Source organism: Sorangium sp. So ce426 (assembly GCF_051475585.1).
Classification (GTDB): domain Bacteria; phylum Myxococcota_A; class Polyangia; order Polyangiales; family Polyangiaceae; genus Sorangium; species Sorangium cellulosum_B.
This window is the reverse complement of record NZ_CP150341.1, coordinates 8,215,790-8,235,047: the sequence shown is the minus strand read 5'-3', so window position 1 is coordinate 8,235,047 and position 19,258 is coordinate 8,215,790. Positions and strand designations below refer to the sequence as shown.

Genomic DNA, 19,258 nt, shown 5'->3' with positions numbered 1-19,258 from the left:
CGCCGCGGCGATCCGGTCGCAGCGGCCGATGCGGGGGCGGGGCGTCGAGCGCTCGCGGCCCGGCGCGCCGGACCGCGGGGATCACCGCACGCCCGGGAGCTCGGCGATGAACCCGCGCCCCATTGCGTCGGTGAGCGGCGGGTCGCGCCCGATATCGAGGGTGCTGCCCAGCTCCCCGCCGAGATAGAGGGCGTCTCCAGGCGCCGGGCCGGGCGCGGCGGCCCACACGTAAGCGTCGCCCGTCCCCCTCAGCTCGGAGGCGGAGACGACGTTGCCGCGGGCATCGAGCACGATCAGAAACCCGACCATCGGATCGGCGTCCGTCGCGGGAGCGACGAGCTTCCCGCCGTTCCCGAGGTCGATCTCGCCCTGGTAGTTCCCCGTCACGTAGATCAGTCCATCGGGCGCCGCCGCCACGCTGGCGACCCACTGCCGGTGCCCCGCGTCGCCGAACCCGCGGCCCCAGACAACGGACGGGCCGGAGACGCGCATGACGAAGAAGTTCTCCATGTCCGGCGCGTCCTCTTCGGGCGCCGGCGGGCAGCCCTCGCCGAAATCGAGCGCGCCGGCGTAGGAGCCGACGATCACGACGTCGCCGCCCGGGAGCAGCGCGGCCCCGCGCCGGTCCACCTCCTGACGCCCGGGGAGGGGGAACGCGTCGATGCCCTTGAGCGACCCCTCGGTCAGCGCGAAGCGCGCCACGAACACATCGCGATCCTGCGAGGGAGGGAGCAGCGCTCCCCCGACGACGTAGCCCTCCTCGCCCTCGTAGCGGCCGACCGCCAGCACCTCGCCCCGCGCCTCGTCGACGAGGAGCTCTCCGACGGTCACGGCCGGCGACGGGCCGATGGGCATCCCCCACAGGCAACCGCCTGCCGCCGGATCGAGCGCGGCCAGCCCCACGGACGTCTCCGCGTCGCCCATCGCGAGGGTGCACGCGCCGTCGTTCACGCTCGGCCCCTTCACCGAGGCGGCGATCACCACCGCGCCGGGCGCCGCCGCGAGGCCGAGCGGGGTGGAGGTGGCGCCGCCGTCCGGCGACCACGCCCACCGGCACTGGCCCTTCTCGTCGAGCGCAGCGAGGAAGCTCGGGTGAGAGAGCGCGAGCCCGCTGAGGACGCACCCGGTGGTGGACGCGCTGGGCAGCTGGGGGCCGCTGTCCGACCACCCGGCCACATAGGCGAGCCCCTGGCCGACGGAGAGGTGCGTGGCCTTGATGTCGCCTTCCAGCAGATCGGTCGCCGTCAGCCCATACCCGGCGTCGCGGGTGCCGCCGCGCGCCCACCGCGCGACGGAGATCGAGCCCTTCTCGTTGATGATGGCCGTCACCCCGTCGCCGTGCGCCGCGACGTCGGTGACGTCGAGCCCGATGGTCGTGCCCCAGCGCGCCTGCGGCCCGCGGATGGCGTCCTCGCGATCCCCGCCGCAGAACGGCGCCTCGCCGCCGCCGCCGCCCGAGCCGCCCGCGCCGCCGCCGCCCGCGCCAGCGCCGCCGCCGCCCGCGCCAGCGCCGCCGTCGCCTCCGCCGCTGCCGCCCGTGCCGGCGCCGCCGCCGTCGCTGCCACTGCCGCCCGCGCCGCCCGCGCCGCCCGTCGATGCGTCCAGCTGGCCGACCTCGAGGCCGATGAGCGCATTGCAACCTCCCACGCCCGCGGCGACGAGCAGGACGGCGGAGACCACGGCACGGATGCTCCTCTGATCGCGCTTCACCACCAGGGCCCCTCCCTCGCGGCGACGCCGCGCAGCTCCCGTCAAAAGACGATGGTCGCCACGGCGCCTCCCGGCACCACGCCGAGGGTGGCCCGGGGCGCCGGCGACCCTTGCCCCGAGGAGGGCGCCGTGAAGACGAGCACCGCGCCCGTGCCCAGCGCCGCCGCCCCGACGAGGAACGCGACCGTCGAGATCGTCCCCGCGGTCACGCCCTGCTTCTGCAGCTTGATCCCCTGATCCAGGCAGACGTTGTCCTCGTCGCAGTACGCCTCGGCGTCGCCCTTCTTCCCGATCGCGCGCGCGCCGAACACGGCGCCGACGCCGATCCCGACCGCGCCGACGCCGGCGCTGATCCAGCCGGCCGTCCGCCGGGGTGAGCCCCCCGCCTCCTGCGGGGCGGTCTTCGGCGGGAGCGCAGGCCCCGCGCCCGCGGCGGCCGCGGCCTCCTCCGGCGCCACGAGCAGCTCGACCTGCGCGCCCTCCGCGAGCTGCACCGTGAAGATCTTCTGCTTCCGGCCCGGCGCCGCCGCCGTCACCTGGACCTCGCCCGGGTCGACCGGCAACGGCGAGCCCAGCGAGCCCGCGCCGACCGGGACCCCCGCGCGCTGCACCGCCGTGTCCGCGGGCGCCCCCGGCGCGAGCCGGATCGTGAGCCTCGGCACGCGGGCCTCGAGCGCCGCCGCGCGCGACTGGGCGATGGGGCGGCGGTCGTCGTTCGCGGGCAGATCGCGCGCGAGCTGCCGGAAGATCGACCACGCGGTCGCGACCCTGCCGCGCTTCTCCTCGCAGTCGCCGAGGTTGAGCAGCGCCCCGGGCGCCGGATCGAGCTCGTAGCTCTCCTGGAATTTCGGGCACGCGGCGTCGTAGTCCTTCGCCTGCAGCGCCGCCCTGCCGGCGTCGAACAGCGCCTCCGCGGCCGCAGGATCGCGCCCCTGCGCGGAGGCGTCGGGGCAGGCGAGGAGCACGGCTCCTCCCACGGCGAGCACCTCCGCCGGGAATCGTCTACGCGGGCTCGATCTACGCATCCGTGCGACCTCAACGTCTCCGGTTGTACGGGTCCTCCGCCGGCGTCGGCGCGGGGGCCGGCGTCGGCGCGGCGGGCGCCTTCGTCGCGGTCGCGGGGGATCGCGCCCTGCCCCCGGCGGCGGGCCTCGGCGCGGCCGCGCTCGCGCTCGCGGCCGTCGCGGGCGCGGCCTCGGGCGCCGGCGCGGCCGTCGCGCCCGCGGCCTCGGGCGCCGGCGTTGTCGCGGGCGCGGACGGCGCGATCGCGGGGACCGCATCGCCGGACGGCGCCGGCTGCACGCCGGCCCCGGGCGAGCCTGCGCTGTCGGGCGGCGCCGTCGTCGCCCCGGCGCCCGCGGTGGAGCGCGGCTCGGCCTCCACCGTGGAGCCGTGCGACGGATCCTCCGCGCCCCTTTCGCCCGCGCGCTGCCACCACACGAGCGCGACCAGGGCGCCCACGGCCAGCGCGCCGGCGAGGAGCGCGCCCGTGGCCACCGCGCGCGGCGCGGAGCGCTCCGCGCTGGCCGCGCGCTCCACGACCGGCGAGACCGTGCCGGTGCTGGCCGCGCCGCCGCCGGCCGCGACGCCGCTGGCCGTGCCCGCCGCCGCGAACTCCGTGCCGCGCGGCCCGCTCCCGGGGCCTCGCGCGTGCGCCGACGGGCGCCCTGGATCCGAGTGCAGGAGCCCGCGCCCGTGCTCCGAGTGCAGCGGCGCGCGCCCGTGCTCCGGTGGCGCGCCCGGGGCCAGCTCGAGCGCCGCGCCGCCCCGCGCCTGGCGGAGCGCGCGCTGCATCGCGCGGGCGTTCGGCCAGCGGCGGTCGGGGTCGAACGCGAGCGCCACGTCCATCACGCCGGCGATCGGCGGGGGCAGGGCCGGCAGGACGCTGCCCACGGGCGGCGCCGGCTGCGTCATCGCCGCGAGGAGCAGCAGCGGCAGCGTCTCGGCCTCGTGCACGTACCGCCCCGAGAGCAGCTGGTACATCGTGCTCCCGACGGCCCATAGATCGCTGCGCGGGTCGACCCTGTCCCACTGCCCCCGCGCCTGCTCCGGCGGCATGAACTGCGGCGTCCCCATCAGGGTGCCGGCGCGCGTGGAGGCGTTCGCCGGGGAGGAGAGCTCGCGCAGCCGCGCGATGCCGAAGTCGAGCACCTTCAGCTGCCCGTGGCGCGTGAGGAACAGGTTGTCCGGCTTGAGGTCGCGGTGCACGATCCCGCGCTCGTGCGCGACGGCGAGCACGTCGAGCAGGTCGTCGGCGATGGCGAGCACCTCGTTCACGCCGAGCACGCCGCCCGGCTCGCGCGCGCGGCGCGCCTCGACGGTCTCGCCCTCGAGCAGCTCCATCACAAGGAACACCGAGCCGTCGTCGGTGACGTCGTCGTCGAGCACCCGGACGATGCCCGGGTGCTCGACGCGGTTGGCGACGTAGCCCTCGCGCAGGAAGCGCGAGCGCGCCTCCTCGTCCTCGGACAGCTCGCGGCGGAGGATCTTCACCGCGCCGCGCATCCCGTTGCGGTGGGTGGCGGCGTAGACCATGGCCATCCCGCCGAAGCCCAGCAGGCGCTCCAGCCGCCACTTGCCGCGCAGGACCTGGCCTACGAGCGCTTCGGGCCGGAAGCCTTCAGGGTGGACGCGGGTCATCGGCGAGCATCACCCCCGGCGCGGGCCACGTGGGTCGTCGCGTCGCCGCCGAGGCCAGCGGAGCCAGCGAGGCCGGCGCGGCTCTGGCGACGGAAACGGCTGGCGGGCGCGCGGGGCATGACGGGCGCATGTTACCCCGGTCTGACGCCGCGGTGCGTGAAACCGTCCACGGTACGCCTGCGCGCTCGCCGGATCGGGCGGATCCCGGGCGTCGCGGGCAGCGGCGCGCGGCCCGACGCCCTTGACGTCGCGCGCGAACGGGGACACTCCGCCGCCCTCACGGGGATCGAGCGAGCATGCGCAAGACGATGAGCCGAGCGGCGTTGATCCTCCTCGCCGCCATTTCCTCGATCCGGTGCGGCGGCGCGGGCGCCCATCCCCCCGAGGGCCCGGCGGCGCGGGAGACCGCCGGCCGGCCGCATGCGCCTGCCAGTCAGGGCCGCGGGCAGCGGCACGCGGCCCACCACCACGGCCACCCGCCCGCGCAGGGCCGCCCGGCCGCGGAGGCCCCGGACGACGAGCTGCGCGCCGTGGCCGCGATCCACGGCGGGGCGGGGCCGTGGGCCGTCGCCGGCTACCGCATGGGGCGCTTTGCGCTCGCAAAACTCGGGCTGCCAGCGAGGAGCTTCGATCTCGAGGTGATCCACCACAGCCCGCGGAACGTGCAGTTCTCCTGCATCGCCGACGGCGCCGCCGCCGCGACGGGGGCCAGCCTCGGGAAGCTGAATCTCAGCCTGATCGAGGCGAGCGAGGACGGCGTGGAGACCACGTACAGGCGCAGGTCGACCGGGCAGGCCGTGACCCTCCGCCCGTCTGCGGCGTTCCGCGCGCGCTTCCGCGACGTGCCGCGAGAGAAGCTGGAATCGGCCGGCAGGGAGGTCCTCTCCTTGCCGGACGCCGAGGTATTCGAGGAAGCGCCGGCGCGCGTCGCCGGCCCGCCGCCCGGCGCGCCGCGGTGACGCGCCTGCCCCGGGGGGCGCGCCGCCTCCGGAATTCACCGGAACCGCAGGCGCACACGTGCTACGCCCGGCGCCGCTGAGATGATCACGCTCGAAAAGCTCACCAAGCGGTACGGTCCCAAAATTCTCTTCGAGAACGTCACGATGCGCTTCGACCCCGGCAAGCGCTACGTGCTCGTCGGCGCGAACGGAGCGGGGAAATCGACGCTCCTCAAGGTCATCTCCGGCGAGGAGGAGTCGGATCAGGGCTCGGTCGAGATCCCGAAGCAGCTCCGCGTCGGGGTGCTCAAGCAGGACCATTTCGCCTACGAGTCCTGCCGCATCCTCGATACGGTCCTGATGGGCAACCGGGCGCTCTGGGACGCGATGCAGGAGCGCGATCGGCTGTACGAGGTCGAGATGACCGACGAGGTCGGCATGCGGCTCGCCGAGCTCGAGGGGACGATCGGCGAGGAGGACGGCTACACCGCCGAGTCGCGCGCCGCCGAGATCCTCGAGGGGCTCGGGATCGCGACCGCCCGGCACACGAGCGCGGTGAGCACGCTCGCGGGCGGGTACAAGCTCCGCGTCCTCATCGCCCAGACGCTCTTCGGGGGCGCGGACGTCCTGCTCCTCGACGAGCCGACGAACCACCTCGACCTCGACTCGATCCGCTGGCTCGAGTCGTACCTGACCGACACCTTCCGCGGCACGCTCCTCGTCGTCAGCCACGACCGGCACTTCATGAACGCGATCGCGACGCACGTCGCCGACGTCGACTACCAGACGGTCACGCTCTACACGGGCGACTACGACGACTTCATCGAGCAGAAGACGACCGGCAAGCGCCAGTCGGAGGCCGACGCCGCGCAGAAGAAGAAGAAGATCGCCGAGCTCAAGGACTTCGTGGCCCGCTTCGGCGCGAGCGCCAGCCGGTCGAGCCAGGCGCAGTCGCGCGTGAAGGAGATCGAGAAGCTCGAGGCGGGCATCCAGGTGCGGCGCTCGAGCGTCGTGCGCCCGTACATCAAGTTCGAGATCGAGAAGCCCTCTGGCCGCGACGTGCTGCGCGTCGAGGGCCTCTCCAAGAGCTTCGGGGATCGGCGCGTGATCCAGAAGCTCGATTTCAACCTGAACCGCGGCGACAAGCTCGCGGTCATCGGGCCGAGCGGCATCGGCAAGTCGACGCTGCTCAAGCTCCTCGTCGGCGAGTACACGCCCGACGCCGGGGCCGTCACGTGGGGCCACGACACGAACGTCGGCTACTTCGCGCAGGATCACCACGAGGCGATCGAGGCGGGGTTCACGGCGTACGACTGGCTGTACCGCTTCGACCCGTCCGCCCCGAAGGAGCACGTGCGCTCGGTGCTCGGGAAGCTGCTCTTCAGCGGCGAGGCCGGGCTCAAGAAGACGGAGAACCTCTCCGGCGGCGAGGCGGCGCGCCTGTTCCTCGCGAAGCTCATCCTGGTGAAGAACAACATCGTCGTGCTCGACGAGCCGACGAACCACCTCGACGTCGAGAGCATCGACGCGCTCCTCCAGGCGCTCGTCGAGTACAAGGGGACGGTCGTCGTGACGAGCCACGACCGGCACTTCGTGGGCAAGCTCGGCACCCGCGTGCTCGATCTGTCGTCGAAGGATCCGCGCGTCTTCAACGGCACGTACGACGAGTACCTCGAGGGGCCGGGGAACCCGGACGCGCTGAAGAACGCCAGGGCCTCGTAGCCTCGCGCTCGGCGGCGAAGGCGTGGCGCCTCGTGGCTGCCGGCCCCCTCACTCGAACTCCGAGCCGGGGTGGGCGGCTTGCGAGGTGCGCAGGTAGTAGAGCGGCGCGTGGTCACCCCAGGAGACCGGCAGGCGCAGCCAGCTCAGGCCGGGCAGCTGATCTCTGACCCAGGCGAGGAGGCCGATGGCCGTGCACAAGCTCATCTTGATCGCCTGGGTCACGGGCCGCTCCTGCTCTGCCCAGCCCGCGCTCGTCGACGCGTACTCCTGGCCGAAATGCGAGAACCTTCCTGTCGTTATCGGCGGCAGGCGCGGAACGATGTCGTTCCCGTAGATGTGCCGGAAGAGCTTCTTCCCGAACTTTTCGCCGAAGTGCCTGGCAAACGTAGGCCCGCCGACCATTGGCTGGCCGTAGGTGTACACCCCCTTCAGCAGCGGCCGGAGCCCGGCGAGCTGCCTCTCCGAGTAGATGAGCGCGGCGGCGAGCACGGCCAGCGCTCCGCCCAGGCTGTGGCCGGTGATGTAGAGCGCCTCCAGCTGACCGGCGGGCGCGTCGCCTTCCTCGGTCAGAGGCGGAGGATCGCCGCTCCGCGGGCCATCCTCCGCGGGGCGCTGCTCGGCGCCCCTGTCCAGCGAGCCCCGCAGCGGGCAGCTGCGCAGCGCCTGGTCGGCCTCCAGCGCCCGGCAGACCGACGCGCCGCTCGCAGCGGCCCGGAGCAGATCCCTCATGACCGGCCACAGCGCCGCCGTGGCGCGGTAGAAGCCGCCGTGCACGTTCCCCACGGAGGGAAACGTGTCCGCCCTGACGCTCGCGTCCGTCAGCCAATCGATGTGGTTGCGCGGCTCCGTGCCGCTGAAGCAAAGGATCGCCAGCCGGCGATCGTGGCTCTGGACCACGTAGGCGGTGGAGTCCACGAACAGCGCGTCGTTCTTGAACTCGACGGAGACACATTCGTTGGCGATGCCACGGCGTGTGAGCATCCTTCCGAGCGCATCGGCGTCCGAATACGTCCACGCCGACGCGGCCGCGAGGATGTACGCGGTATCCCGGTCGTATACCCCCTCTTCTGCGTTCACCATCTGGTCGATGACGCCCTTCGGCGGCTCGCGCCCGGTGCCGGTGGCCGACTCCATCTTGAACGTCTCTTCCGTGGTCCTGCCTGCCAGCCTACCCGGCTCGCCCTCTCCGCCCTGGGTGACAGCGCTGCCCTGCGCCCTCGCGAGGGCCGCGCGACGCTGTTCCTCCCCAGGCGGACGCAACAACCCCGGCGCCGGTGAACGTGCGATCGAGATTCTCATGCTGCACCTCTCTCGTCCTCGTAGACCCGAGCCTTCTCTCCGTGCAATCCGGGCGCCGGAGTCGGGCTGCTCACGCCGCTCCCGGCGCGTGCGTTCCTGGCCGAAGGTACTCTCGACGCAGGAACGCGACGTAGAGCAGCGCCTGGATTGCGCCGAGCGAGCCGCCGACATAGGCGAGCCCGAGGTAGGCCGCCTGGTAGTCGGCGAACGTCACCAGCCAGAACCAGAACAGCCCGAAGCCGAGCTGCGCGATCACCGCGACGGAGGCGTTGAAGCGGTGGCGAGACGGGTTCACGACGGCCGGCACGTACATGATCGAGAGGGCGAGGAGCAGCGCGCCGGCGTAGCGCATCCACACATCCGCCTTGAACGACAGGATCGGCGGCAACGACAGCGCAGCGAGCGCCCACCGCGGCGAGATGATGGATGGAATGGCCATGGCGACGTTGATGAGGATGCCGAGCGCGACGACGGCCTGGAAGGCCTTCGCATAACGGTTGTCGATTCGCGATGTCATGGTGGTGTCCCCCCGGGGTGGCGGCGGCCTAAAGCGTCTTGAGGTATTCGATCAGCGCCGACTTGTCGCCGTCGCTCAGCTCCGTCCCGTAGCGCTCTCCGGTGTGCCCTTTGTTGCTGTTGCCGGGGAGCCGCGTATCGAACAGGAACGCCGGCCTGCCCTCGATCTCGCGGATGTCCGTCCGGAAACCGACCCGGGCGGGGTCGTACACATCGTGACCCCGGTAGAAGCGTGTGGGCCGGCGCTCGGCCGGCGTGAGCAGGTCCCACAGCGTCGGGACAGAGCCGTTGTGCAGGAAGGGCGCCCTCGCCCAGACGCCGTCGAGCGGCTGGTTGGCGTAGCCGTTGGTCTTCCGGAAGTGCTTGAACTCCCAGTCGTAGCCCTCCCCGTAGGCGCGCTGGATCTGCTGGAGCTTTGTCGTGTAAGAGTTCAATCGGTGCTCGTCGGTGCCGATCTCCTCGATCGGCACGACCTGCCCCACGTACGCCCCGGAGGGCGCGTGGCAGCTCGCGCACCGCCCTTCGAACAACGCCTCTCCGCGCTGGAGCGTGGCCCGGTCGGCGCTGCCCTCGAAGGGGAACGCCGGCGCCGGCAGCTGGTCGAGCCACAGCTTGATGCGCATGATCCTCGGTAGATCCACGTCCTCACGGGTGGCGCCGGCGCCGAACGCGGCGCTCACGTTGCGCTCGCTGACCGAGGTGTTGTTCCCGTCCCAGTGCAGGTGCATGCCCTCGCGCATCTTCTGGTTCCACACGGAAGGGAAATCGGCGGTGCCGATCCGCTCCTCGTCGGGAATGCCATCCTGGTAATAGGCGGCAAACGGGCCCGACTTGTAGGGATTGAACGTGTCGACGCGGCCCGGCCCGAAGCGGGGGTGGTCCGGGAACCTGAAGCCGGCCAGCGTCCGCTGCCGGAAGGCCAGGCCCACCTTCATCCGCTCGACGGCCGTGCGATAGAGGGAGCGCTCGATCGGGAACAGCGCGCCGTCCTTCTCCAGCTCCGCGAGCACGCGGTCCGGCGTGAACCGGGGGTCCTCGGCGCACCGCGAGAGAAAGTCGAAGTACGCCTCCAGGTCGACCGTGTTGGCCGGCATCGCGAGGTAGCGGACGGGGGCGGCGTCCGGAGCCGCCCGCACGGAGCCGACGTGGCACACCGCGCAGTTGAGGCCGACCAGGTCGATCCCCCGCCTGCGCACGGAGAACCCGATCGGCGTCACGTGGCCCGGCTCCTGGATGAAGCCGAACGCCCTGTAGTCCGGCGGCCCCGGGGGCATGTGCTCGCGGAACAACCGGGGCAAGATCTCCACCACGCGCAGCGGCAAGCCGCTCTCGGTGTCGCCGCCGATCGAGCCATATTTGAAGTGATCCTCGATCGCCTCGTACTCCACCGGGCGGTTCGGCGAGTACCGATAGGAGAGGAGGAGAGCCACCCCGAGGAGGGAGGCTGCACCCGCGATCCCGTACTGGAGGCGACGCCACCTCCGGCGGCCCTCGTGCGCAGGCGCGCCCGCTTGCTGAGCTGTCTTCATGAATATCCTCCCCGGCATGGACGTCGCTCCGCTATTTCGACCCTGCGCCGGGCGCCCCCGGCGCATCGACGCGCGCCCAGGGCGCGAACGCGTTCTCGACCTGGCGGAGCATCGGCGCGAGATCGGGATTGTGGCGCAGGAGGACGCTCGACATGGTGTTGTTGTCGATCCAGTCGAGGCCCTCGCGGCTGTAGACGTTCTCGTTGTAGTCCGTCGTGAAGAACCGATCGCTCTTCAGCCTTCGCGACGCCATCAGGATGAAGACGCGGAACGCCGTGTCGCTGAACCCGAAGCCCGCCGGGAAATCCTCCGCGAACATCCCGACCATCAGGTCGACGCGCTCGACGTCGCCGTACACCTCGCGGAGCTCGCGGGCCCACTCCTTGTTGCTCGTGATCTCCTCGAACGACTTCACCGGATCGAGGTGCAGGAGGCGGCGGAACTGGTTGTACCGCGGCACGCCGCGCTCGCGGTCGCGCATCACGTCGATCGCCGCGAGGTCGATCCTGGACTGGTCGTCGCGCTGGAGGTCGCGAAGGAAAGCGGGGTAATTGTGCAGGACCACCGCACCCGGGTGGGCGATGCCGAACGAATAGAGGAGGTCGGTCATCGACAGATCGCCGTTGAAGGCCGACACCGTTTGCTGACCGGAGACGTCGGGCAGCGCGACGCTCCGCTCCAGGCCGCCGGTGCCGGCGCGGAACAGCTGGATCGCGTCGGGCATGAGCGGATGCATCCGATAGACCGAGACGAACTCCTCGGTCATCGCGTAGGGCGCCGTGTGGTGCACCTTCTGGGAGCCGATGATGCCGTTCCACACCTCGCTGCCGCGCCGGGGGCCGACGGCGCGCCCGCGGCCGAGGGCGCGCGTGAGGCGTTCGCCCGCGAAACCCCACCAGTTCGCGTTCATGGCGATGTCCAGCGTGGGGTGCCCCAGGATGGCGGTCGTCCATTCGACGGTGTGGATCTTGGCGATCAGCGCCACGTTGACGAGGCGGGCGGTGTGGAAGAGGCGAGCCGCGCTCCACTCCGGGTAGTGCCGCCGGAGGTGATCCACGATGGCGTTGTGCTCCTTCACGAACAGCGTGTGAATGAGGCTGAGGCCGATCCACCACTGATTGGACACCTCCGCCAGCTTCCGCATCTGCGCGGGGATGGATCCGATCAGATGGCCCTCGACGAGGTCCAGCTTCAGCTTGCCTTCGGCCCCCTCCCTGTCGTCGATCAGCCTCGCGAGCTCCTCCTCGCTCGAGCCGTAGAACATCGAAGCGTCCCACCAGTGCGAGCTGTGGTTGAGGTACGTCGGCGGGCGATCCGCCGTGTCCGGCAGCCGCGTGTTGTCCGGCGGCGTCCGCCGGATCAGCATCGGATCCTCGTACCAGTCGTCGCCGCGCTCCTTGTCGAGCGGCACGCGGAGCTCGTTGCCTTTCACCGGCGTGCCGTGGTTGAACCAGTCGCGCGTCATCAGCTGGATCCACGCCGCCGCGAGCAGGTTCAGCGATGTCGCCGGGACGAACTCTCGCCGAGCGAGCAGCCGGCTGCTGACGATCCTCGGGCTCGGCTCCATCATCTTGTCTTCCGGCTCCGGGTACGTGTACTTGAGCGGCACGTTCCGGCCGAACCGCGTCCCGGTGCAGCCCATGGATGGCTCGTCGAGATCGTTGTAGGAGCCGTCGGGCGTCCGCTGGATCAGCGCCTCGGGGCGAGGCGGCGCCGCTGTGCGCTCCGATTTGCCCTGCGGGGCGTCGTTCGTATCGTAAAGGTTCTCCCGCCGGAGCTTGTTCCTGTAGGCCAGGAGGTTGAGCGTGCCGAGGCTGGGCGGCAGGCGGTGCCACGGGACGAGCCTGTTGATCAGCGAGAATGCGCCCTCGAAGGCGCGCGTCGTGAGCCGGCGTTTCATAGGGATCCTTTGCACGGTGTCAGCGGTCACTCCGGGTCTCGTCCGGTGAGACATCGAAGCGGACCCGGAAATGGTTGAACGTGTAAGGAACGCGCTGTGACCGCCGCAGGTCCGGCCGGACGAGGCGGAAGCGGCGGCCGCTGAGCAGCGCCGCGAGGACCGCCTTGGCGAGGAACAGGGCGAGGGGTCTCCCCGCGCACACCTGGGCTCCGCCCCCCAGGTGATGGAACAGCGGGTGCGCTGCGCCGTCGACCCACGAGCGCGGAGAGAACCTGTCGGCCGTGGCGACCCGCTCGCGATCCCGGTGGTTGAAGCCGTTCGGGATCAGGACCGGCGTCCTCGCGGGGATCTCGACGCCTCCGAGGACATCGGCGGTCGTCGTCTCGCGGAAGAGCAGCGGCGTCGTCGGCCAGAGGCGCATGGCCTCTTGCACGCATCCTTCGAGGTACGCGAGCCGGTCGATCCCCTCGGCGGTGGCGAGATCGACCGCGGCCATCTCGCGCCGCACCTCGCGCTCGGCGTCGGGGTGCGCGGCGATCAAGGCCAGCGCCCGGACCACGTTCGTGCCCAGCGTCTGCCACATCGCGAACAGCCAGTGCGGGACCTGGTTCTCGACCTTGGTCAGCTCTGTCGCAGGCACCTGTCTGCAGAGCGCGGCCAGGCTGCCCGGCTCGGCGGCGTCGAGGTAGGCTTGGACGCGGGCATAAAAGCGGTCATAGTACCTCGAGCGCCTCGGCTTGATCAGCTGGTTGGCCTCGCGCAGCATCCGCTTGAGCAGGCCGGTCACCTCCGCGTCGTCCCTCGCGGCAGCGCCGAAGACGATCCTCCGCGTGATCGTCTCGAAGAGACGATCGTAAGCATCCCAGGAGCACAGCGAGCCGCCCGCGCGGGCCGCGATCGCGACTTCGTCTCGAACGACCGAGATGAACTGCTCCGCGCAACGGTGCTTTGAACGGTGGAAGTCGAGCACGATCTCGTTGAACCAGCGCCGCTCCCGCCACGCCTCGCCGCGCGAGATGGTGACGGCGTTCGGCTGGAAGAGCCGCATCCCCTCGCGCTTGAAGCTCCCGGCCTGATAGACGTCGGGGGAAAGCTCGAGCACCCGGTGAACGTCCTCACGATCGAGGACGATGAGCGATCTGCGGAGACCCAGGCGGACCCAGAAGATGCCGCTCCGATGCTTGTCCCGCATCCGCCCCAGGAAACCGACGGCCCCGGGATCGCGGTGGACCGCGAGCCAGAAGTGCACCCACGGCCGCCGGTCGGTGAAGACGCCCTGCAGTAGATACGGAACGAGGTAACCGAGATTATAGACCAGGGCATCAGCGGACGACAAATCGGGAATCATCCGCTGCGTGCCGGCCCGGAGCGCGTGAGATGGCATGTGCCCCTCCGGCGGCTATATCTACTTGGCCCGGCGGGGCGCGCAAGGGCGCTCCAGCCTTGCGCTGGTGTCCAAGAGTCTGGACGATTGCGACCGTCCACTGGAGAGCCTATGCCCACGAGAGATTGTGAGAAAACCGCTCAGAAGGCCGGCGAGCCCGCAGGTCGAGGGGGCGCGGGCGACGTCATCTTCCGTGAGCTCAAGCTCCCCAAAATCACCGTCAAGAACCGCATATTCCGGTCGAGCATCTCGGGCCGCTTCGACAACTACGACGGTTCCGGGACCTATGTCCGGATCAACTGGGAAGAGAAATTCGCCGCCGGCGGGGTCGGAGCGATCATCTCGTCGTTCGTGCCGGTCCACACCCGCGGCCGCATCCTCCCGAACTACGCGATGATCAACCACGATGGGACGATCCCCTTCTGGGCCGCGCTGGGCGAGCGGATCCACCGCCACGATTGCAGGTACATCCTCCAGCTGAGCCACTCGGGCCGTCAGCAGGACATCGGCGGCGTCGAGAACCTCGCGTTCCGGGCGCAGAGCTCGACCAGCGAGACCGAGCCGTTCAACGGGTTTCTCTGCCGGTCCATGACGAGGGAGGAGATCAAGTACACCGTCCAGTGCTTCGCCGACGGGGCGAGGCGCGCGAAGGCGGCGGGGCTCGACGGGGTGGAGACGCACAGCGCGAACGGCTACCTCATCCACCAGTTCCTGAGCTCCGGCATCAACGATCGGAAGGACGAGTACGGAGGGTCGGTCGAGAACCGGGCGCGGTTCCTCGTCGAGATCATCCGGGCGATCCGCGGCGCGGTGGGCGACGACTTCCACGTGCAGGCCAAGATCAGCGCGAACGACTACAACGACGTCGTGCCCTTCGAGAAGAAAGGGAATACGATCGAGGACTCCGTCGCGATCTGCCAGATGCTCGAGGAGGCGGGGGTCGATGCCATCCACGTCTCGTCCGGGAGCATGTTCCCCCATCCGCGCAACCCTGCGGGCGACTTTCCGATGGACGAGGCCCGCCGGTGGTATGACGGGCTCCTGTCGAGCGGCGTCCACACCGGGCGCAACTACCTCCTGTTCCGGTACCGGCTCCTGCGCCCGCTGTTTCGCTACTTCTGGTTCCGCCGGGCGGGCACCAAGGTCGAGGGCATCAGCACCGAGGACGCGCGGATCATCAAGCGTCACGTGAAGGTCCCGGTCATCGTCACCGGCGGCTTCCAGACGGCCTCGGTCATCGCCGATGTCATCCGCGGCGGGGCTGCCGACGCGGTCAGCATCGCCAGGCCGCTCATCGCCAACAACGATCTCGTCAGGATGTTCGAGCGCGGCCTCGACGCCGCGCCCAGGCCTTGCACTTATTGCAACAAGTGTCTCCTGAACGTGACGGAGAACCCGCTGGGTTGCTATGATCTCAGCCGTTACGACGGCGATTACATCAGGATGATGGAGGAGGTCATGTCCGTCTTCTATCCATCTCCCTATGTCTCGGGGCCGCCGCCCTTCGCCGGGCTCGTCGCCTCCGAGCCCCCCGGGGCGCCGCCTGTCCCGCTCCGGGTGCCCAGTCGCGTGCCCGTGGACCGCGGGCGCCTGCGCTGATCCGGAACGAGCGCCCATCGTCCGCGCGGCGCGCGGCGCGCGGCCGCGGCGGCTCCCACCCCGGCGGCCGCCGGGGTGCGACGCCTCACGCCTCCTGGTCGCTGTGTGCGGGGGGGGGGGGCGGAGCAGCTGCCTTCGCTCCGCAGCCAGCTTCAGCGCTCCGCGCCGGCGCCTGGATCGCGCAGCATCAAGGCGGCGATGCGCTCGCTCAGGGCACCGATCGTCATTGAAGGGTTGCGTCCGGTGGCCCCGGGGAGAATCGCGCCATCCGCGACGACCAGGTTCTTGTAGCCGAACACCCTCCCCGCATGGTCGACCACGCCCTCGGTGCGGCTGCGGCTCATGCCACAACCTCCCAGCGGGTGCACCGAGACCATGCCCCGGACGAGCCGCCAGAACAGGGGCACATAGAGCTGGCCGCCAGTCGCCTCGGACAGCCGTCTATGCATCTCCAGGATCGTGTCGGCCAGCGCTCTCGACTCGTCGACGCGCCACGTGAGGTCGATGTCCTGTTCCCACGGCTTCGCGAAGCGAGGGCCCAGGCGCAGCTCGCCGTCGGCGGCGTCGACGCCCTGGCCCAACCAGAGCATCAGGTTGCGGGTCGGATTCACCTCGTCCAGACCGCGCGCGAGCTGTCGCTCGAGCAGCCATGCCAGCGGCCGCAACGCGGGTGACGCCAGCGTGGCGCGCATCGCGTTCAACAGCATATTCGGGAATCCGTCGTCTTGGATGTAAAAGCGCTGCCCGTTCACGCTGCCGTCCATGAACTCCAGCCCTGACGCGATGGTGGGGCCGATGCCCTGCTTCACCTGGTCGCCATCCGGGTAAAACGCAGGAGTCAGGAAGTTGGCGTTCGGACTCCAGTGTTTCCCGAGCCGTCGGCTGATGTTCGGCAGGGTGCGGTGCTCGTCGCGGCAGCGCAGCAAGAGCTCCGTGGTGCCGAGCGAGCCCGCTGCCAGGACGACCATCTCCGCGCGCACGCTGCCGGCAATCAGGCGCTCACGGTCGACGCGATCGAAGGACACGCGGTAGCCGCTGCCATCCGGCTCGATGCGGCGCGCGATGTGCAACGGTCGCACTTCGGCCCCGTGGCGCTCCGCGAGAGGGATGTAGTTGAGGTCGAGCGTATTCTTCGCCCGAACGTCGCAGCCGATGTCGCAGTTGCCGAGGTGGACGCATGTACCCTGCCGCTCCCCCTGCTGATTGATGAACGACTTCGAGTGCTGATGGCCGAGCGGGTCGTGGAGGCCATGATGCCAGTCTTCGTCGAACGTGATCCCCAGCGGCACGCTGGTGAAGCGGTCGCCATGGCCGAGCTTCGCGGCCGCTCTCCGGAGCAGGCGCGCGCGCGCTGTGAGCTGTCGGCTAGGGATCGGCTGCACGCTGAGCATGTCCCGCACCTTCGCATAGTACGGTCGCAGCTCCTTGTAGGTGATCTCCGGCGGCCACCCGGCGTCGAACAGCTCGGGTCGAGCCTCCAGCAGGACAGCGGAGTAACACAGGGATCCGCCTCCTACGCCGGCGCCCTGCGCGACGATCATGCGCGGGAAGAAGCGCAGGTCGAGCCAGCCGTTGTGCTTCGCTGGGGAATTTTTCCGATAGAGCCAGGCGTCGGTCGGCCCGCGCGGGTGCTGAGTTGCGGTCCAGCGCCTGCCCCGTTCGAGGACGAGAACGCGGGCACCTCCCTCTGCCAGCCGAGCCGCCGTGATGGCGCCCCCGAAGCCGCTCCCGATCACGATGACGTCGAATTGATCACCCATGAGGCACGCTCCTCGCGAGGGGCCTTTCACCTGGACGGTGCGTCAGCTCTCCGGTCGCTCGCCATGCAGAGCGCTCCGCCGGGTCGATCGCGCTGGCGTCGCGGATTACGACTACCGGATCCGCCTCCCGCCCGAGCGGATGGCGGTCGATGCGTCGTTCCGGTTGGTGCGCCAACCCGGGTGATGGAAATGCACGACATGATCGGCGTTGTATGAGGCGACGGCCTCCGTGAACGTGATCCGACCGATACGACGCCAGTTGGTGACCTTCACGCGCCGGAACCCCGGTATCCCTATGTTCACGGCGCAGTCGGACACGCTGATGTCGAACACGATCGAGCCAGTGGGCTCCGAGGCTCCCGGCTCGAAGATGTGAGCATAGATCTCATCTCGGAAATCCAGGTTTTTGCCCTGTATCCGGGCCTGTCGAGGCGCCATCTTGAGCAGCATGTGCTCGGGGCACCTCGTGCGCTCGCCCTCGGGCTTGCCGAGCTCGGCGATCTCATGGAGCTGGCGGGCGTCCGCCACCTTGTCCACGAGCGAAAAGACCAGACCAGCGCGGGCCAGGATGAGGAGGTAGATCCCGCGCCGGCATGCGGTCACGTCGGGCGCGTTTCGGAGCATCGCGTCGTTGATGAAGTCGGTGTGCATGCCCCCGAGGTCTTCCTGGGACATGAAGCTGGCGGGAATGAGCGGATCCGCGTGGTTCGGGTCCATCGTCGGATAAATCTTTCCGGCGAGGCTCAATGAGCGTCGTTGCCCACGGCGCGTCTCATTGCCGTCCGATGAGTATCTTCCGATGATCAAGCCCTTGGCGCCTTGCTTGAAGTAGCCGCTATACTCGCTCTCCTCCGTGATCTCCCATACTCCGAGGAGACAGATGCCGTTGGGCGCTACTATCCTGCGGAAGCCCTTGCCGTCGGGGCCCCAGCGAAGGTCCGCCCTCGAGTCGACCGCGCGCCCCGCGGCTTGCTTCATGAGATCGGCGTGAGCAGAGAAGGCGCCTGACCACGCGTTGCGGATGGTCGACTTGAACATCGGCAGGGGGCCGGGGGCCTCGCCGCTTCGGCCTTTGCGATATGGGTTCTCGTACAGGGCGTCTCGGACCTCTGCATATTTGGAGCCGCAGTAGGCGAGGTCCTCGTCGCTCATCCCTTGCGGCCCGCGCAAGGCACTCAGGTCGAAATTCCACCTGCTCATGATTGCTTCCCCCGTAGCTCGTTCTGAGCGCGTTTCTTGATCCGTTGCACCCCCGCGGCCATGTACCGGTTATAGAGGACCTTGATCGCGGGAGTGAGGAGGAGCGTCGCCAGGGCGGACGTGCCCTCGAACTCATAAAGCCATTTCACCTTCGTGCCGGCGCCGTCGTCCGTGAACCACCATTGCCCTCGCGCCTCCTTCACCAGGCAGCGGAGGATGGGATTCGTGAAGTTGGTTACTGCGTACGAGAAATAGTCTGGCGCATCGGCAGCTACCACCTCTTCGCGTACGGTGCTGCCGTCCGTCAGGTGGATTGTCCGGTACGAACCAGGCACATCCCACGGTCCAGTGGTGCCGGAGGTCCACTCTGCGCCGGGAAAGCCGTACCCCGCGCGCAGCACGGTGTGCAGCTCCGTGTCGAACACCCCGGGGACGAGCCAGGCGAAAAGGGGTGCCCTCGGCACCGCGATTCGAGACGATACGACGGAGGAGACGGTTGACATCAGTAATTCCCTCTTGGGTTGAAGGCGGGCGGGTATGCCGAGGGCTACGCTGACGGTCAATGACGCTGCGCTTCGCCGTCGTGGGCGCTGCCCTCCCCATACTCATCGTCCAGCAGCGCGCCGGCCGCCTCGGGCATGTTCTTGTAGTAATGTGGACAGAAGCCCTCGAGGGCATTGTCGAGGCCCAGGGGATTTGCGCGCCATTCAGGCAGGCAGCAGGGTAGTCGGGCTCGTCGCGCTGAGCAAGGCACGGGCGCCGGCGGTGGCGGCATCCGGGTCGAGACGTTCGAGAACGTCCGGGTCACGCACAACCTGGTAATAGCCCTTTCGAAGCGTCGCGCAGCGACGATGTCGTTCTGACGTGCAATGTGGCCAGGGCCGGCTCTGCGGTGTCCTCGGTCCTGTTGATCCCGGTCATCTCGACGTCCGGGTGGGCGCCAATCGAATCAACGTTCGACTTGAAGTGGCCCGGCGAGGCTCGTCTTCGCGTCTTCGGTCGGGTGGCGGAGCCGGTCTCGACAGCGGGTGAGGGCGCGGCAGGTCATCAGCAGAGCAGGT

General features: G+C 70.0%; 14 protein-coding genes. 3 read left to right on the top strand and 11 right to left on the bottom strand.

What is annotated here, in order from left to right; all coding sequences use genetic code 11:
* Positions 1-81: 81 nt before the first annotated feature.
* From WMF44_RS30550 to WMF44_RS30540, 3 genes are read right to left on the bottom strand one after another with little or no spacing between them, the layout of a single operon-like run.
* A complete protein-coding gene (locus tag WMF44_RS30550) occupies positions 82-1,713 on the bottom strand; it encodes a hypothetical protein (protein WP_437293570.1) in 1,632 nt (543 codons plus the stop codon).
* Between the two features lie 38 nt (positions 1,714-1,751).
* Complete coding sequence (locus WMF44_RS30545) at positions 1,752-2,735, bottom strand: tetratricopeptide repeat protein (RefSeq protein WP_437293569.1); 984 nt, start codon at positions 2,733-2,735, stop codon at positions 1,752-1,754.
* Between the two features lie 10 nt (positions 2,736-2,745).
* Positions 2,746-4,350 carry a protein kinase domain-containing protein gene (locus tag WMF44_RS30540; protein WP_437293568.1) on the bottom strand — a complete coding sequence of 535 codons (1,605 nt, stop codon included), beginning with the start codon at positions 4,348-4,350 and terminating at the stop codon, positions 2,746-2,748.
* A 296-nt stretch (positions 4,351-4,646) separates the two neighbouring features.
* Here WMF44_RS30540 and WMF44_RS30535 point away from each other — a divergent pair, with 296 nt between their 5' ends.
* Together WMF44_RS30535 and WMF44_RS30530 are read left to right on the top strand one after the other, a co-directional pair.
* On the top strand, positions 4,647-5,309 hold the full coding sequence (locus WMF44_RS30535) for an FmdE family protein (RefSeq protein ID WP_437293567.1): 663 nt from the start codon (positions 4,647-4,649) through the stop codon (positions 5,307-5,309).
* 81 nt (positions 5,310-5,390) lie between these two features.
* Positions 5,391-7,010 carry an ABC-F family ATP-binding cassette domain-containing protein gene (locus WMF44_RS30530; RefSeq protein ID WP_437293566.1) on the top strand — a complete coding sequence of 540 codons (1,620 nt, stop codon included), beginning with the start codon at positions 5,391-5,393 and terminating at the stop codon, positions 7,008-7,010.
* A 48-nt stretch (positions 7,011-7,058) separates the two neighbouring features.
* Here WMF44_RS30530 and WMF44_RS30525 read toward each other — a convergent pair whose 3' ends face one another.
* The 5 genes from WMF44_RS30525 to WMF44_RS30505 all read right to left on the bottom strand — a co-directional run bounded on the left by WMF44_RS30525 (position 7,059) and on the right by WMF44_RS30505 (position 13,590).
* A complete protein-coding gene (locus WMF44_RS30525; RefSeq protein WP_437293565.1) occupies positions 7,059-8,309 on the bottom strand; it encodes a lipase family protein in 1,251 nt (416 codons plus the stop codon).
* A gap of 70 nt (positions 8,310-8,379) precedes the next feature.
* Positions 8,380-8,826 (bottom strand): hypothetical protein, encoded by a 447-nt coding sequence (locus WMF44_RS30520; RefSeq protein ID WP_437293564.1) that lies wholly within the window; start codon positions 8,824-8,826, stop codon positions 8,380-8,382.
* A gap of 28 nt (positions 8,827-8,854) precedes the next feature.
* On the bottom strand, positions 8,855-10,354 hold the full coding sequence (locus tag WMF44_RS30515; RefSeq protein ID WP_437293563.1) for a cytochrome c: 1,500 nt from the start codon (positions 10,352-10,354) through the stop codon (positions 8,855-8,857).
* A gap of 31 nt (positions 10,355-10,385) precedes the next feature.
* Positions 10,386-12,254, bottom strand: a complete 1,869-nt coding sequence (locus tag WMF44_RS30510) for a peroxidase family protein (protein ID WP_437293562.1) — start codon at positions 12,252-12,254, stop codon at positions 10,386-10,388.
* Positions 12,255-12,273: 19 nt separating this feature from the next.
* Positions 12,274-13,590 (bottom strand): cytochrome P450, encoded by a 1,317-nt coding sequence (locus WMF44_RS30505; RefSeq protein WP_437293561.1) that lies wholly within the window; start codon positions 13,588-13,590, stop codon positions 12,274-12,276.
* Positions 13,591-13,749: 159 nt separating this feature from the next.
* Between WMF44_RS30505 and WMF44_RS30500 the strand changes: the two genes are divergently transcribed.
* Positions 13,750-15,237, top strand: a complete 1,488-nt coding sequence (locus tag WMF44_RS30500; RefSeq protein ID WP_437293560.1) for an NADH:flavin oxidoreductase — start codon at positions 13,750-13,752, stop codon at positions 15,235-15,237.
* A 152-nt stretch (positions 15,238-15,389) separates the two neighbouring features.
* Here WMF44_RS30500 and WMF44_RS30495 read toward each other — a convergent pair whose 3' ends face one another.
* From WMF44_RS30495 to WMF44_RS30485, 3 genes are all read right to left on the bottom strand, one after another.
* The gene (locus tag WMF44_RS30495; RefSeq protein WP_437293559.1) at positions 15,390-16,973 is read right to left on the bottom strand and encodes a GMC oxidoreductase; all 1,584 of its coding nucleotides are present in this window, start codon (positions 16,971-16,973) and stop codon (positions 15,390-15,392) included.
* 135 nt (positions 16,974-17,108) lie between these two features.
* On the bottom strand, positions 17,109-18,197 hold the full coding sequence (locus tag WMF44_RS30490) for a hypothetical protein (RefSeq protein ID WP_437293558.1): 1,089 nt from the start codon (positions 18,195-18,197) through the stop codon (positions 17,109-17,111).
* On the bottom strand, positions 18,194-18,700 hold the full coding sequence (locus WMF44_RS30485; RefSeq protein WP_437293557.1) for an SRPBCC family protein: 507 nt from the start codon (positions 18,698-18,700) through the stop codon (positions 18,194-18,196). The genes WMF44_RS30490 and WMF44_RS30485 overlap by 4 nt, the downstream gene beginning before the upstream one ends.
* Positions 18,701-19,258 lie beyond the last annotated feature (558 nt).